Source organism: Streptomyces sp. NPDC107517 (genome assembly GCF_055582645.1).
Genome location: NZ_JBVJPM010000036.1, coordinates 14,568 through 29,992, shown reverse-complemented (window position 1 = coordinate 29,992; position 15,425 = coordinate 14,568). Strand labels below are relative to the sequence as shown.

Below are 15,425 nucleotides of genomic sequence, written 5' to 3'. Positions count from 1 at the left end.
AGGCCCGGGGAAAACGCGGTGTCGGTCTACTATTCGACTTCATAGTGACGCAGGCCATATGACCCACCCCACGCAGCAAATGCCTCAAAGACGGACAAGAGTGACGTGAATCATGTGACCTGTGCCATATTGAGGGTGTCCCATTCGCTCACGGTAATGGCGAAAATGCACTCTGTATTCGCGGCGTAGTGGGCTGGGTCGGCGGATTATCGATGCTCGCCCGCAAGAGGGCCTGGCCTGGCGGGTGGGCGCCCCCGAACGCGTCCTCCTTCTTTGCCGGCGAGCCGAGAGCATGTCCTGGACTGCTTGGCCGGCCAGGGGAGGCGACCGGTGGTGGGCGCCGAGTATTTCGATGCCGCGCATATGGCCAACCGGTCAGCCGGCTCCAGTACCCGGTCGAACGGCGATCGGAAGCGGCCACGATCTGGTGTGCGTACTGATCCTCCGGACCGAAGTCCTGAACGATCATGGGGGAGGCGGACCCCATTCCTCCTCCGCCGGCAAGGACGCGACGATGATGGATCCTCCGTCGGCCGGAGACTCTCACCGAGACGGAGCACCTTCGACTCAAGGCCGTTCCGGTCCACTGCCCTGAACTGGACGCCCTCACAGTCAACGTCCGCTGCCGGCCGCAGCCGTCATGGGCATGCTGCGCAGTGCGCAGTGCGCAGCCAGCCGGGCCATCCCCAGCCCAGCCCAGGCCCTGGAGGTCCTTGGCCTGCACGCTCGCTCCATCCACAGGGCGACGGCGGCAACCGCGGTGCAGGTATTCATCGACCCCAGCAGCAGGCTGATTGTCTACAGCAAGGCCGGGCACCCGCCGCCCGTCCTGCTCCATCTCGACGGGGCCTGCGAGCTAGCTGGTCCAGGGCACGGAGACCTCCCGCTCGGTGCCCCGCCCGTACCACGTTCCCCGCCCCAGGCCGGTCTGCCCTACACACCGGGCGACACCCTCGTGCTCTACACCGACGGGCTCATCGAACGCCGCGACGAGGACATCGATGCCGGCCCGGCCCGCCTGATCTCAGCCCTCGCCCAGGACATCGCCCTCCCCTCGACGAGTCGGCAAACGCATTGCCGGCCCGGCTGCCAGTCACCAGCGAGCCCCGCGACGACATCGCCCGGGTCGTCATCCGCCTGTGACGCTGCGAGACCCGAGGCGCGACGCCAGTGCAGCTCAGAGCCATCGGCGGCTTTCTCTGCGAGCGGCACAGAACGGCCGCATCGCCGTCGTTCACGGTGGCAGCCACTCCCGCTGTCCCTGCGCGGTTGCCAAGGGAAGCGGCCCTGCGTTGGAATCAAGTGTGAGGCTTTTCGGCGGTGCCGTGTCGGCCGGTCTTCCCGCTCCGGGCACAGGGTCCGGCCGGAAGGGGCTCAAGAACGATGCCCTGGGGATGTTCTCCTCGGTCGTCATGGGCCTGGCCTCCACCGGCCCGGCGTACAGCCTCGCCGCCACGCTGGGCATCATCGTGGCCGGAGTCGGATTGCAGGCTCCGATCGTCACCATGCTGGCTTTCGTCCCGATGCTGCTGGTCGCGTACGCCTTCCGGGAGCTCAACGCGAGCAACGCCGACTGCGGGACCACCTTCACCTGGGCCACCCGCGCCTTCGGACCGCGCACCGGCTGGATGGGCGGCTGGGGTCTCATCGTCGCCAACATCATCGTCATGGCCAGCCTCGCGCAGATCGCCGCTGCCTACGGCTTCCGGTTGATGGGCCTGGACGAACTGGCGGAAAACCGGCTGTGGACCACCGCGGCAGGCGTCGTCTGGATCGCCGTGCTGACAGTGATCTGCTACGTCGGCATCTCGGTCTCGGCGGCTGTACAGCGCTGGCTGCTGTGCATGGAAGTGGTGATGCTGATCCTGCTCGCCGTCGCCGCGCTGGTAAGGGTGTACACCAGCCCTCCGCCGACGGCGATCCATGTGTCCGCGTCCTGGTTCAACCCCTTCGCGGTGCCCTCGGTGACGGCCATGACCTCGGGCATCCTCGCGGGGGTCTTCATCTACTGGGGCTGGGACACCGCGTTCTCCGTCAACGAGGAAACCGTCGACAGCACGCACATCCCGGGCCGCGCCGCAGTCTTGTCCACCGTGCTGCTCCTGGTCATGTACGGGCTGGTGTCCACGTCGGCCCAGGCGTTCGCGGGAGTCGGCACCTCGGGTATCGGACTCGGCAACGCGGACAACGCGGACGATGTGTTCTCCGGGCTGGGTGAGGCCGTGTTCGGGAGCCACGGCACGGGGCTGTTCCTGTCGAGACTGCTGATCCTGATGGTGCTGACCTCCGCGTTGGCCTCCGCACAGACCACCATCCTGCCCCTGGCCAGGACCGTCTTCTCCATGGCGGTCCACAAGGCCGTCCCCTCTCGGTTCGCCCGGGTCCACCGCAGGTTTCTCACCCCCACCTGGGGGACCATCGGCATGGGAGCGGCCTCGGTCGCCCTGTTCGTCCTGCTGACCTCGCTCAGCCAGAACGTCCTGGCCGACTCGATCGAGTCGGTCGGTCTCGCGATCGCGTTCCAGTACGGACTGACCGGCTTCGCCTGCGTCTGGTACCACCGTAAGATCCTCACCCGCAGCGTCAAGGACCTGGTCTTCAAGGGCGTGCTACCGGGGCTCGGCGCGCTGTTCATGCTCTTGCTGTTCCTCTACGCCACCTTCGTCGTCTACGCGGATCCCCGGTACGGCACGACCGCCGTCGACCTGCCGCTGATCGGCAGGACGGGCGGGGTCGCCGTCCTGGGCCTGAGCGCCCTGCTGATCGGTTTCCTGCTGATGCCGATGGTCACCCGTGGCCACAGCGTGGCCCTCAAGCTCCAGCGGAGCCTGCTTCCACGCCGCCTGCCGCCGCACGCCGCCGTCGACTCGGCGAGCCGCTACCTGCCCGCCGACAGCGGGTCCGGGGTGGGCGGCGACTGGTACGACGTCATCCCTCTCTCCGGTACCCGGGTCGGCCTGGTCGTCGGGGACGTGCTCGGTCACGGCATACACGCCGCGGCCACCATGGGACGCCTGCGCACGGGGGTGCGCGTCCTGGCCCGGCTGGACCTGAGCCCGGACGAGCTGCTGTCCCGCCTGGCCGACCTGGTCGAGCAGACCACGCACGAGAGCGGGACCGGCCGCGGCCCGGGCCACCGGAAAGCGCACACCGACGCGGCTCTGAGCGTGAGCTGCCTGTACGCGGTGTACGACCCCATCTCGGGGGAGTGCATCATGGCGCGAGCCGGGGAGCCGGGGCTGGCGCTCGTCGAACCGCACACGGGCGCCGTCGACTATCCGGAGCTGCCGCCAGGACCACCGCTGGGAATCGGCGGCCCGCCCCACCAGAGCACGGAACTGGAACTCGCGCCGGGCACTCTCGTCGCCCTCTTCACGGACGGCCTCCTCCAAACGGCCGACGACCGCGAAGCCGGGCTCGCGCACCTCTCACAGGTCCTCTCCGACGACCGAAGATCCCTGGAAGAACTGTGCGACCGGGCGGTGACCACCATGCTGCCCGGGGCGGTGGACGTGGACGCGACGATGCTCCTGGTCCGCACGCGCCTGCTCGCCCGGAATCGGTTCGCCCAATGGGCACTGGCCCCGGACCCGGCGGCCGTGGCCGCCATCCGCTCCGCCGTCGGGAAGCAGCTCGGCGACTGGGGGCTGGACGACGTGGCGTTCACCACGGAGCTCATCGTCAGCGAACTGGTCACCAACGCCATCCGCTACGCAAGTGGCGGCCCGATCCAGGTGCGCCTGATCCGCGACCGGACCCTGACCTGCGAAGTGTCCGACACCGGCCACACCGCGCCCAATCTGCGGCACGCCGCGAGCGACGACGAGGGAGGTCGAGGCCTGTTCATCATCGCCCAGATGACCCACCACTGGGGCACGCGCTACACGTCCACCGGGAAGACCATCTGGACCGAGCAGGACCTGCCGCAGCCGGACCGCCAGTAGCACCGAGCGGTGCATTGGATGGCCGAGTCGACGGCCGCGGCGCGTGTCGGCGCAAGTCAGGTGCTGGCGCGTTTCCGTGTCTTCGCTCGCGTGGCCAGCGCAGCTCGGAGCGCGCGAAGTCCCTGTTCTCGATGATGCGTTGGCGATGCCCTTCGAGCAGTTTGCCGTCGTCGAGGAGCTTCTCGGCGCACTTGAGTGACTCCGGTACTCACCCACCCACTACGCCGAGACCGCCAGTTCGTCCAGCGCCCGCCAGTCGTACCAACCCTTCTCGACGAACAGGACGTCGTCCGACTGCGGGATCTCCACTGCGTGCCGCGCAAACATGGAGGCGAGGGGCCGGCGCCGCCCGTTCATCCGGCAGACGCGTGCCAGCTCACGAGAGCTTCGGCCCGTGTGGGCCGCACTCGTGCGCCTCCAGACACCGTGCGCACAGTGCCGTCCGCACACCGGGCAGCGCACGACTTGTGCGGGCTCTCGCCCCAGAGGCAGGCAAGGCTGATGGCGAAGGCGTCCGCCGGTGGCGGCGCCATCTTCGGTTTGCCGCTCCGCACGTGCGGTCGCAAAACCGCATGGCGGTGCGGGAGGTTGCCGGCACCGGCTTGTAGCGGCGGGTCACGCCGATGTCGCAGCCGCGGGTGGCACTGCCGCTGGTGACAGCACCGGTGCGGGCGTCCGGTGCCAGCGAAGGCCTGCGGATGAGGCGTGAGGCGGCCACCCCTTGGGGTGCCCACTGGTGCTCGGCCATCGCGTGGCAGGGCACCACTGGTCGCGCACGCCTGTCGGTGCGCGCGACCTGTGGTGCATCGGTTGCTGTGGCGCCGGTGCGCGTGGTCAGGAACGTGAAGCGGGCCTTGGTTGACGTTCAGGCGGTGGGTCGGGGTCCGGCGGCGCGGCGGAGCCGGTTGGCGATGGCGAGTCCCAATTCCTTCTCTGCCGGCAAGGAGGCGATGATGAGGTCGCACCCTTGCTGGTCGAGTTCGCGCAGGAACCCGTACAGCCCGCGCGCGTAGGCGGCCATCGAAGCGGGGACCGCCACCACGGCGTGTGCCTTCACCGGGCTATCGGCGAAGGCAGGGGGGAGAAAGACGCCCACCTGGTGCCCAGCGTCTTGCGCGAGTTCCGCTTCGGCTTTGACGTTCTCGGCCTCGACGAGGACGACCTTCGCCCGCGGCGCATAGTGGGACGGATGCTGGCCCGGCACCCGGACGGGGCTGGTCGCGTCGGCCGCGATCGGGCGGCCCAAGACCGCTTCGAGGTCCTCGCGTGTCACCCCGCCGGGCCGAAGAAGGCTCGGGATCTCGCCCGTGACGTCGACGATGGTCGACTCGACGCCGACCTCGCAGGAGCCGCCGTCCAGAACGAAGTCGACCGCGTCACCCAGCTCCGCACGGACGTGGTCCGCCGTGGTGGGGCTGACCGAGCCGAAACGGTTCGCGGACGGGGCCGTGATGCCGCCGCCGAACGCCGAGAGCAGCGTGAGTGCGACGGGGTGCTCGGGCACGCGTACGGCGACCGTCTCAAGGCCCCCGGTCGCTTCGAGGGGCACCCGATGGCTGCGCCGCAGGACCAGCGTCAGTGGCCCCGGCCAGAAGTGTTCTGCCAACAGGCGTGCTGTTGCGGGTACCTCCTCGACCCAGTCGCCCAGAAGTTCCGCGCCGCCGATGTGGACGATCAGCGGGTGGGAGGGCGGGCGGCCCTTGGCCTGGAAGATGCGCGCTACGGCGGTGGGGTCCTCGGCGTTGGCGCCCAGGCCGTAGACCGTTTCGGTCGGGAAGGCCACCAAGCCTCCGCCACGCAGCACACCGGCTGCCTTGTCGATATCACTGGTTCGTGCCGTCACCCTCGCAATCCTCTCACCGCTGCGCTATGCCGCGTTCCATGGGCAGCGGCACGTGACGGCAAGACCACTACGCCCGGGGCCACCGCACGAGGGCGGACGTGTCCCCACACGGCCGAAGCCGACGGAGAAGACAGAGAAGACCTGCACCGGCGCGTTGAAAGTCGCGCTTCCTGCGGGGAGACGGGCAGGTGCAAGGCCTGCCCGGCGCTCTGTGAACACCCGTACCGAGATCTGTGGTGCGAGGTCCTTCGTTTCGCGTCTGCTGCCTGCCCCGGGCCGTGAGGACCGCTCCAGCCCCACCGAGGTTCGGGCGGCGGCGCTGTTACCTACTTTCGGATGACGCCCGACCCCCCGCCGCGCCGTCGCATTCCCGCCCAGAGAGCCTTCCTCGACCACCAGGTCGACACCTCCCGAATCGGCACGCCGAGGTCGGCGAGCTGATGCAGGGCGCGATGGAACAGGCGCACAGCGTCCAGACTGGGAATGGCCCGGTCGTAGATGTCACCTCCCAGATGCCAGTCCGAAGTGTGCACGAGCCGCTTGAGCGCAGGCCGACGGGAGGGCTCCTGCTCCATCTCGACCACGGAAGCACCAACTGGATGAAAAACTCCGGCCGTTGTGCGGTGCCCGCTGCCCCGGCACTTGGCCGGGCGTTGCACCAGGCCAGGGCGGTAGGCGGACCTCTCATCAGCTTCGCAACGGCGCGTCTCGGACCCGGTGGCACCGCCCCCTCAGGCCATCCCTCCGGCAGGGGGAACAGCCATGCCGGGCCCGGAGCCCGGCGGTCCCGCTGCGGAACCGTGAAGAAGATCAGGGGGATCAGCCGCGCAGGTAGTCGAGAATGGCCACGATCCCGCTGACGATCCCTGCAATAGCGGAGAGCACACCGAGTACGACGACGGTCTGGCCGCGGCTGCCGGTGCAGGTGTGGTTCGAGCTGCGCTGCACCAGGAACATTCGGATACCGCGCGGCTCGTGGACGAGCATGGACCGGGTCAGCACGTAGTGGATTCTGCACAGGGCAACGGTCATCAACAGCGCGCCAAAGCCCATCAGGGCGGCGAGGTCATGGACATCGACGACCAGACCGAATCCGCTGATCAGTCCGAAAGTCCACTCCAGCCGGGTGAGCCACTTCGTCCGTCGGCTGCTCAGGAACCGTGCCTTGTTCAGAACACCGCCAGCACGGACGGTGACACCCTCTCCCCACGTAGCAGTTCCGCCCTCAACTGCGACACAGAGAGTCTGCTGCGCGATCGGCTGACATCTGAACTGGCTTGCCCTGTGGGGCGGGTGGGAAGGATGTCGCTGTGACCGCCCTGGACAACGCTGTTGCCCGACGGGCGAACGTGTCGCTGGGTGTGTTCTGCTCAGCGATCGCGGATCGCGGAACCCCCGGTCTTCGGTGTGCTGCTCAGCGGGCCAGTGCTGTGCCCGGCGCGCGTAAGACAGCGGCATTGCGACGAAGTGAGGAGCCGTACTGCCGACGGTTTGCCGGTCTCTGCCGCCACTACGCCGACTGGCAACTGGCCAGACCCGTGACGGGGAACGGGACCGCCGCCTCGGTGGGGAACCGCCGGCGTGACCGGGCCGATTCCCGCCGCTTTGCGGGCCGGGGAAAACACGGCAGACGCCGTCGCCGTCAAGGTCCGCTGGGCCGCCCAGAACGCATCCGGGACCGACCTCGACGTGATCTTGCGAGAGCGGTTGAATGTCCTGTGTGGCACAGAACGCGGTGGGATTCGGCGAGGACGAGTTGCGGACCTTGGCCGGGGCTCGGTCCTTCGAGCGGGGTGTGGGGTATCTGGATGCGGTCAGCGGCCTGGAGGTGGGTGACGCTGCGGTCACCGCCAGGGTGCATGGTTCCGACGTCTATGAGGTGGAGCTCACCCTCGGTGAGGGCGCCGGGACCGGGGTCCTGGGGTGGTGTGACTGCCCGTACGGGCAGGAGGGCAACTTCTGCAAGCACTGCGTGGCGGTGGGATTGACCGTGCTCCGCCGGGCGGCGATTCCACGTCAGCGGGCCGCGGCCCGGGCACGGGCCTTGGGCCTGGAGGCGTGGCTCACGGAACTGTCTCGCGAGGAGCTTGTGGCGTTGGTGCGGGAGCAGGTCGCCGGGGATCGGGAGCTGCGCAGGCGGCTGGAGCTGCGGGCTGCGGCCGCCCACATTGATCTGGATACGGTCCGGGAGCGGGTTCTGACGCTGGTCGACCCGCGGCCGTTCGAGCGGTACGGGTACGTGGAGTATTCGGACGCCCGTGGGTACGCACGGCAGGTCGAGGCGGCGGCGGACGCGCTGCGCGCCCTGACCGTCGGGGGGCAGGCGGAGCAGGCAGCCGGATTGGCTGAGGAGACGATCCGGATACTCGACGAGGCGTCTGGGGAGATCGACGATTCCGACGGCATGGTCGGGCAGGCCGCCCATGCGGTGGTGGATGCCCACAAGCAGGCGTGCCGGAAAGCGCGCCCCGACCCGGAGCGGCTGGCCGAGTGGCTGGTCAGTCATGTGCTCGGGGACGGGAACGACGTGATGGACCTGGATCCGCTCGACTATGCCGATGTGCTGGGGCCGGCCGGACTGGCCCGCATGCGGCAGCTGGCGGCCGAGGCGCTCCGGCGCAGCCCGCACGGCTGGGCGGAGCAGTACCTCATGGAGCGTCTGGTCAAGGCGGAGGGCGACGTGGATGCGCTGGTCGCCCTGTATGCAAAGGACTTGCTCCCCTCCGGTGCCACGCATCTGCGCATCGCCGAAGAACTCGACGCGGCGGGCCGCGAAAGCGAGGCGCTTGCCTGGGCGGAGCGCGGGCTGCGAGACACCTCCACTGAGGCCCATGTCGACGGCCGTCTGGTCGATTACGTGTGCGCCCGATACGCACAGGCGGGCCGGGCGGCCGAGGCGGTCTCGGTCCGACGGGACCGGTTGCGGGCGGCGCGCTCCCTGACTGCCTACCAGCAACTGCGCACCGCTGCTGGGGCCGTGGGAGGCTGGGAGAGTGAGCGTGAGGCGGCGCTCGCGGTCCTGCGGGAGGATGCCCGCCAGGGGCGCGACAGACGCTTCGGCGGGTCTGTGCTGATGGACGCGCTGCTGGATGACAGAGATCTGGACGCCGCCTGGCGGGAGGCGTCCGGTGGCGCCGACGACCGGCAGTGGCAGCAGCTCGCCGACCTCTCGCGCACGACGCGGCCGGCCGAGGCGCTCGCGGTGTACCTGCGCATGGTTGAACAGTTGAAGGAGCCGACAGGGGACCGTGTCTATGAGCGCATGGCTCTGCTGCTGCGGGGTGCCCGTGACTGTCACGGAGCGCTGGACACCTTGGGTGAGTTCACCGCGTACGTCTGTGCACTGCGGGCGGAACTGAAGCGCAGGCGCAAGCTGATGACCATCCTTGACCGGCACGGGCTGTGACTCAGCCGGGCACGGGGCGCTGGTCCACGATGGGTGTCGCGGTTGATTCCAAGGTGCGGGCCCAAGTGCGGCGGGCAGCAGTAGATCCGACAAGAGCCAGGCCAACACGGCGCCGGAACAGCGACATGAATCCCGGTAGCGGTCTTCGAAGGCTCGGAGCCGGTCCCTGACCTGAGCGAGGCCTGTGAAGTCGTTGGGGTGGACCACCTTGCGCCGCACGACGGAGAAGTAGATCTCCACTTGGTTCATCCAGGAAGCGCGCACTGGGGTGTTTTTGAGCCCGGCAATCCCTGTTCGGCGAACCGGCCACGCCGGCGGTCGGCGCACAACACGTCGAGCGCCGCGTGGCCGATGCCCCGCATCCGGTCGGGGTCGGCGAGCAGTGGCATGCAACGGGCCAGCATCTCCTCGGGGTCACCTAAATAGCGCCCGCAGTGGAGGTCGAAGGCCAGCGCTACATATCCCAGCTCAGCGAGAGCATCAGGCGCATCGGCCCGGCGGCGCTCTACGTCGCTGAGCCCCATGCCCTCTGGTCCGAGCAAGACTGCGGGCCGGCGGTCGACACCGGCCGGGAGCGGGAGGGGCCCGATCATCGTCAGGCCGTCGGCCGGGTACTCGACCGTGCGCGTGGTAATCGTCGTCATAGACCGGACCGTAGGGACCGTCGAGCCCGGTCGGGCCGGGGTTCACCGCTGGCAGAACAGCGCGGGTGCACCTCTGACATGCGGCGATGGCTCACAAGATCCGTCACAACCCCCGTTCCCACGGCAGCACCAGCCCCGTTACCACGCACGACACAGGTTCCGGAGTCAATCCCCGAAGGATTTACGGGGACTACCACTTAGCTTGATCCAGTTCTCAATGAGCGGAGGGCTGGCAGGTATCGCCCAGGCGACAAGTCGATGCCGCGAGGCTGGTCAAGGGCAGTCCGTGCTTGCGGCCCGGCTCGGGGCTGTACGAGGCTCTTCCGGGCGGGCTTACGCCTCTTCCGCGGGAATGACGAGCCGTTCCGCGTAGCGGCTGCGCATCGCGTCGCTGGCCGCGGGGCCCGCGGTGAAGACGTAGGCGGCGCTGTCGTCGAGTCGACGGCCGGTCTTGGCGTCGACGACGACGGGCTCGACCTCCGCGCCGCTGTGCGCGTCGACGAGGATCATGCTGCGCTCCGCCGGCGTGAGGCGGGAGTTGCCCCACGCGGCCAGGGCGACGATCACCGGACGCAGGGAGCGCCCGAGTTCGGTGAGTACGTACTCGTGCCGGACGGGGCTGGTCTGGTAGGGCCGGCGCTCCAGCAGGCCGTCCGCAACGAGGGTCTTCAGCCGGGTGGTGAGCATGCTGGAGGAGATGCCCAGGCTCTCCTGGAACTGGTCGAAGCGGGTGTAGCCGTCGAAGGCATCGTGGAGGATCAGCAGCGTCCACCACTCGCCGACGTGCTCCACCGTCGTGGACAGCGGGCACTCTCGGTCCTCCAGCCTGATCCGGCTTGCCACGGCGATCATCCCCTCGGTTACTGCTAAAATCGAAGTTAGTAGCTTCTATTTTAGCAGTAGAGATCGGGGTGGCGGCTCGCACGCCCCGCATCCGGAAACGGAACACACCGTGACCACCATCAGCGAATCCCTCGAACACCGGCGCGCTCTGGTCACCGGCGGCACCAAGGGCACCGGAGCCGCCATCGCCCGGCGCCTCGCCCAGGCCGGTGCGACCGTGCTGGTCACGGCCCGCAGCCGCCCCCACGACGTTGAGGAGAAGACCTTCATCGCTGCCGACCTGTCTTCCGCCGAAGGCGCCGCACACGTGGCTGCCGAGGTGGATGCCCGGGCGGGAGGCGTCGACATCCTGGTCAACACCCTCGGCGGATCCGAGGCGCCAGCCGGAGGGTTCGTGGCGCTGAGCGAGGACGACTGGGCCAGGGAACTGAACACGAATCTGCTGGCCGCCGTCCGCCTGGACCGCGCACTCCTCCCACACATGATCGCCCTGGGCAAGGGCGCGATCGTGAACGTCACCTCGATCCAGCGCCGCATGTCGCTGTGGAACGGCACCCTGGCCTATGCCGCCGCCAAAGCCGCCCTGACCACCTACAGCAAGGGCCTGGCGAACGAGGTCGCCCCGCACGGCGTCCGCGTCAACACCGTCTCGCCCGGCTTCGTCCAGACCTCGGCCGCCGACAACCTCGTCGCCCGGATCGCCCACGACGCCGACATCACCCAGCAAGCGGCGCTGGGCCGGCTCATGGACAGCCTCGGAGGCATCCCGCTCGGCCGCCCCAATCAGCCCGAGGAAGTCGCCGAACTCGTCGCCTTCCTCGTCTCCGACCGCGCCTCGGCCATCGTCGGCGCCGAACACGTCATCGACGGCGGCACCACCCCCACCGTCTGAACCCGCCATCACCAACAGGAGCGTCATGCACGACAAGCAGCCCCGCACCATCGCCCCGGACGACCTGCCCGAGGTGATCACCCGCTACCTCACAGCGCACCGCGCCCATGACACCGCCACAGCGGTCACGACCTTCACCGACGACGCCACAGTGCTCGACGACGGCAACACCTACCAGGGCAGCGCCGCGATCGAGCGGTGGCTGGATCGATCCGCCACCGAATTCACCTACACCATCCACCTCACGAACGCCCAGGAGACCCACCCGGCCCACTACATCGCCACACGCCACCTCGAAGGCAACTTCCCCGGCGGCACCATCGATCTGCGCTATCAGTTCACGCTGCGTGACGACCTCATCGAACACCTCTCCATCGAACCCTGAGCCCGCTCCCGCAGCACCCATGTCCCACCCACGAGCGAGACCCCACCCAGCCACCGGACGAAGAGCAAGCCCTCTGCGCAGTTCGGCATCCATTCACAGATCAGCATCTGCACGTCTGAGGAATCGGGGCTGTACGGGAGACTGGGTGCCGTGCGCCGGTGACGATGAGTAAGACGTTCTGCGCGCCGAAGCCGAAGGAGTTGCTGAGCACGGTCTCCTGGGGGATGTCTCCGGCGCTGGTCGGCTGGCCCATGTGGGTGCCGTCCACTCGCAGATACCCAGCTCCGCAGGTGTGATGGGGGTGCGGTCCCGCCGACCGCCTCGACGGCCGGCATCTGCCGCTGGAGTGCAGGCGAGGCAGAGCGCGCCGACTGTCGCGGGTGTCGGCGCTCGACGAAGGAGTCAATGTGGCAACGCCCTCCTCGGATGGCCCCCAGGCACACAAGGGCGGTAACGATGGTGGCGCAGACAGCCCTGCGCGCGCCGGCGGGGAGAGCCACGGCGGCGATGCCGGCCGTGCATCCCAGAAAGGTGCCGCGGAAGAGAGTTCGTCCAGAGGCGCCGTCAAGCGCACTATGCGCGAGTTCAAAGAGGACAATCTCACGGACTGGGCGGCCGCCCTGACCTACTACGGAGTCTTGGCCATCTTCCCTGCTCTGCTGGCTCTTGTGTCCATTCTGGGCCTGCTGAGTCCTTCTACCATCGACTCGCTGATCAAGAACCTCTCCAGCATCGCGCCCGGGTCCTTGCGCAACATCCTCACCACCATGCTGGAGCAGCTCAAGGGCGGCCAGGGCAAGGCCCTGATCGCGCTGATCATCGGTGTCGTCCTGGCGCTGTGGTCGGCCTCCGGCTACGTCGCCGCCTTCATGCGCGCCTCCAATATCGTCTATGACATCGGTGAGGGCCGGCCGGTATGGAAGACCCTGCCGGTCCGCCTCGCCATCACCGCGGCGGTGGTGATCCTCCTGGCCCTTACCGCGGTCGGCGTCGTCTTCACCGGCACCCTGGCCAAGAAGATGGGGTCGGTCCTGGGGCTCGGCGACACGGCGGTGACCGCGTGGAACATCGCCAAATGGCCCGTCATGCTCATCCTGGTCGTGCTGATCGTCATGCTGCTGTACTGGGCCGCACCCAACGTCAAACGCCGAGTCCGGCGAGTGATGCCCGGCGCAGCCCTGGCGGTAGTCATCTGGCTCATCGCCTGCGCGCTGTTCGCTCTCTACGTCGCCAACCTCAGCAGCTACAACAAGACCTACGGCACGTTCGCCACCCCCATCGTCGCGCTGATCTGGCTGTGGCTCACGAACATCGCGATCCTGCTCGGGCTGGAGTTCAACGCTGAACTCGAACGCGGACGTGCCATCGAAGGAGGCCTCCCACCGGGCGACGAGCCGTACGCCGAGCCCCGCGATACCCGCAAGCTCTGATGGCGACCGGCACGCCAGTGGGTCCCTCGCACTTCACCGCAACGCCCCGCTGTCTGCTGAAGGCCGACGCCGCCTCGTCGAACGCTGTGAGAGCGGGTGTCCGAAGCCGCCTACCGGTCGCCGGCACGGCCGATCACCGTCCTGGCAATTGCCACCGTGGCCCACAACGAGTAGCTCTACGGGCGCATAGCCGTTGACCTCAAGGCACTGCGCCAGACGAAACAGACCAGCACCTACGAGGTCCGCCGCCACATCAAGGCCATGGTCGATCGCGACGTCATGACGGAGCTTGAGGAGCACAGAGCCGCCGCCCGTGGCGAGTCGTCTCGCGCCCTGTGCCGTCTCTCGGCATAGCCAACTGCAGCCGCCTGCAGGGTCGTAAGCCCTGGAGTGGCGTAGCCGTGTATCCCACGCCCCGCTGACTCATCGGATGGCGTACCCGTCCCACAGCGGGCCGCCGGCTCGTTCCAGCACCTGTGTCACGGCCGCGGCGAACACGTTTGTGTCCCCGGCGATCGCCTGCGCGGCGGCAGCGGTCAACGTGCGGTGCAGCCCGGGGTCGGCCGCAGCCAGCCGCCGCGACAACCACTTGCCTCCGCCGAGCCAGTGCCCGCCGACCAGCAGGACCAGTTCCGAGGCGCGGTGCAGGATGTGCGCGACCAAGTGCACCTGCTCGGCAGGGTCCGCGCAGCCATGCAGGTCGTCGAGCAGGTCGGTCAGGACGTACCGCTGGTAGTCCCGCTCGCGGTCCGAGAGCGGCGGCGGGCCCGCGGCCCACCGCTGTCGCGCCTCGGCCTGGAGCGAAGCGCCCAGTCCATCCCTGTCCACCAGGAGCATGCCGGCGGAACACATGGCGAGTAGCGGCGAACTCCGCTTCGCGGTCTCCTGGTCGGCGAAGCTGTGCCAGACAGCCTCCGTTTGCACGAACAGCTCCACCGGCCAGCCGCGGTAGATCAGGTTCTCCCGGTTGGGTGCGGGCGGCCCGTCGAGGAGGACCACGATGTCCAGATCGGAGGTGGGCGTCCGGCGGTCGGTCAGCACGCTGCCGGCGAGGAAGGCTGCTCGGGCGGCGGGAAACCGGTCCCGTATCAGGTCGCGGGCGGTGAGTACGGGGTCGTCCATGCAGGAACCCTACGGACAGCCCTCCCCAAGGCACAGCGAATTCTTCACACGCCGCGGCGGCACAGCGGCGCTGTCAAATCTCGTGAACATCCCTCGCCGAGGTGACCGCTAACGGCCTTCCGAACTCGCGCACAACTGCTGCCGTGAACCGCTCCGGGATCGGTGGAGGCTGCGGACTGTCCCGAGTTGGGTGGAGTCGAGTTGCTTGGATTCACGCTACTGGTGGGGTGCGGAGTTCGTACTCCACCGGGCTGAGCATGCCAGCGCGGAGTGCCTGCGCTGTCGGTTGTGGAAGATTTCCAAGTACCCGAAGAGCGCGGTGGACAGCTCCAGCCGGGTCCGCCAGTGGCAAGCCGTAGCAACGCAGCGGCCTGCCCACTCACCGGCTCGACGGTCTCCTCACCGTCCTCCGCTTCACGGAGGACGGATCCACGGTCGCTTCGGTCGCTGGCATCGTCGTCGAGGTCATCGTGAGACAGGGAGCCGTCGCCGTCCTGATTCTCGCTGTCGGCCCAACTCTCGCTGCGGACACGGGGATCCGCGAGGACCTCTATGGTCTCTGTGTAGGGGGCCCGCAGCGCCGAGGACCTTGCCGCGGGGCGTCATGAGAATTCGAGACGAGCATGTCGTCGCTTTCTTGCCCGGCCCAAGTGCGAAGTGCTGTTACAGCGTCAGTGACTGCATGCTGCTTCTCTGCCATCGCCGGACTCCTTGGGGCTGCCTGCTGGCGTGGCGAATCTGGCCTTCGGACCACTGGCGTCTAGCGGTATGAGGCACTGGTAGGTAGCGGCATTGCCCCAGGACGGCTTCGTGGCGCCTCTCACCGGTGTCCGGAAAGCCGTCAGCGCCTTTGCCGAGTACCGCAGGCGAAGGCGCTGACGGCACGTTCGTAGCGGCAGCGAAGACGTCGGCATCC

The 15,425-nt window shown here is 68.4% G+C and carries 9 protein-coding genes and 3 pseudogenes; 6 read left to right on the top strand and 6 right to left on the bottom strand.

Annotated elements, in window-relative coordinates; translation table 11 throughout:
* Positions 1-640 precede the first annotated feature (640 nt).
* Positions 641-976 (top strand): annotated as a pseudogene (locus ACZ67T_RS40810) (PP2C family protein-serine/threonine phosphatase); the annotation flags it as partial.
* A 418-nt stretch (positions 977-1,394) separates the two neighbouring features.
* On the top strand, positions 1,395-3,944 hold the full coding sequence (locus ACZ67T_RS40805) for an amino acid permease (protein WP_469991398.1): 2,550 nt from the start codon (positions 1,395-1,397) through the stop codon (positions 3,942-3,944).
* 865 nt (positions 3,945-4,809) lie between these two features.
* Here the strand turns inward: ACZ67T_RS40805 and ACZ67T_RS40800 are convergent.
* The 3 genes and pseudogenes from ACZ67T_RS40800 to ACZ67T_RS40790 all read right to left on the bottom strand — a co-directional run bounded on the left by ACZ67T_RS40800 (position 4,810) and on the right by ACZ67T_RS40790 (position 6,789).
* On the bottom strand, positions 4,810-5,787 hold the full coding sequence (locus ACZ67T_RS40800) for an L-threonylcarbamoyladenylate synthase (RefSeq protein WP_469991396.1): 978 nt from the start codon (positions 5,785-5,787) through the stop codon (positions 4,810-4,812).
* 335 nt (positions 5,788-6,122) lie between these two features.
* Positions 6,123-6,362 (bottom strand): annotated as a pseudogene (locus ACZ67T_RS40795) (hypothetical protein); the annotation flags it as partial.
* A gap of 244 nt (positions 6,363-6,606) precedes the next feature.
* Complete coding sequence (locus tag ACZ67T_RS40790) at positions 6,607-6,789, bottom strand: hypothetical protein (protein WP_469991394.1); 183 nt, start codon at positions 6,787-6,789, stop codon at positions 6,607-6,609.
* A gap of 718 nt (positions 6,790-7,507) precedes the next feature.
* Here ACZ67T_RS40790 and ACZ67T_RS40785 point away from each other — a divergent pair.
* Positions 7,508-9,193 carry an SWIM zinc finger family protein gene (locus tag ACZ67T_RS40785; protein ID WP_469991392.1) on the top strand — a complete coding sequence of 562 codons (1,686 nt, stop codon included), beginning with the start codon at positions 7,508-7,510 and terminating at the stop codon, positions 9,191-9,193.
* Between the two features lie 311 nt (positions 9,194-9,504).
* On the opposite strand, the pseudogene ACZ67T_RS40780 reads toward ACZ67T_RS40785, so the two are convergent.
* Together ACZ67T_RS40780 and ACZ67T_RS40775 are read right to left on the bottom strand one after the other, a co-directional pair.
* Positions 9,505-9,837: pseudogene (locus ACZ67T_RS40780) on the bottom strand (dienelactone hydrolase family protein); the annotation flags it as partial.
* Positions 9,838-10,170: 333 nt separating this feature from the next.
* Positions 10,171-10,689 carry a winged helix-turn-helix transcriptional regulator gene (locus ACZ67T_RS40775; protein ID WP_469991390.1) on the bottom strand — a complete coding sequence of 173 codons (519 nt, stop codon included), beginning with the start codon at positions 10,687-10,689 and terminating at the stop codon, positions 10,171-10,173.
* A 100-nt stretch (positions 10,690-10,789) separates the two neighbouring features.
* Here ACZ67T_RS40775 and ACZ67T_RS40770 point away from each other — a divergent pair, with 100 nt between their 5' ends.
* The 3 genes from ACZ67T_RS40770 to ACZ67T_RS40760 all read left to right on the top strand — a co-directional run bounded on the left by ACZ67T_RS40770 (position 10,790) and on the right by ACZ67T_RS40760 (position 13,387).
* Positions 10,790-11,572 carry an SDR family oxidoreductase gene (locus ACZ67T_RS40770; protein WP_469991388.1) on the top strand — a complete coding sequence of 261 codons (783 nt, stop codon included), beginning with the start codon at positions 10,790-10,792 and terminating at the stop codon, positions 11,570-11,572.
* 25 nt (positions 11,573-11,597) lie between these two features.
* Positions 11,598-11,957 (top strand): nuclear transport factor 2 family protein, encoded by a 360-nt coding sequence (locus ACZ67T_RS40765; RefSeq protein WP_469991386.1) that lies wholly within the window; start codon positions 11,598-11,600, stop codon positions 11,955-11,957.
* A gap of 407 nt (positions 11,958-12,364) precedes the next feature.
* Entirely contained in the window at positions 12,365-13,387 is a 1,023-nt protein-coding gene (locus ACZ67T_RS40760; RefSeq protein ID WP_469991384.1) for a YihY/virulence factor BrkB family protein, read from the top strand.
* Positions 13,388-13,810: 423 nt separating this feature from the next.
* Here the strand turns inward: ACZ67T_RS40760 and ACZ67T_RS40755 are convergent, their stop codons facing one another.
* Positions 13,811-14,509: a nucleotidyltransferase domain-containing protein gene (locus tag ACZ67T_RS40755; protein ID WP_469991382.1), complete on the bottom strand. Its 699-nt coding sequence runs from the start codon at positions 14,507-14,509 to the stop codon at positions 13,811-13,813.
* Between the last annotated feature and the right edge of the window lie 916 nt (positions 14,510-15,425).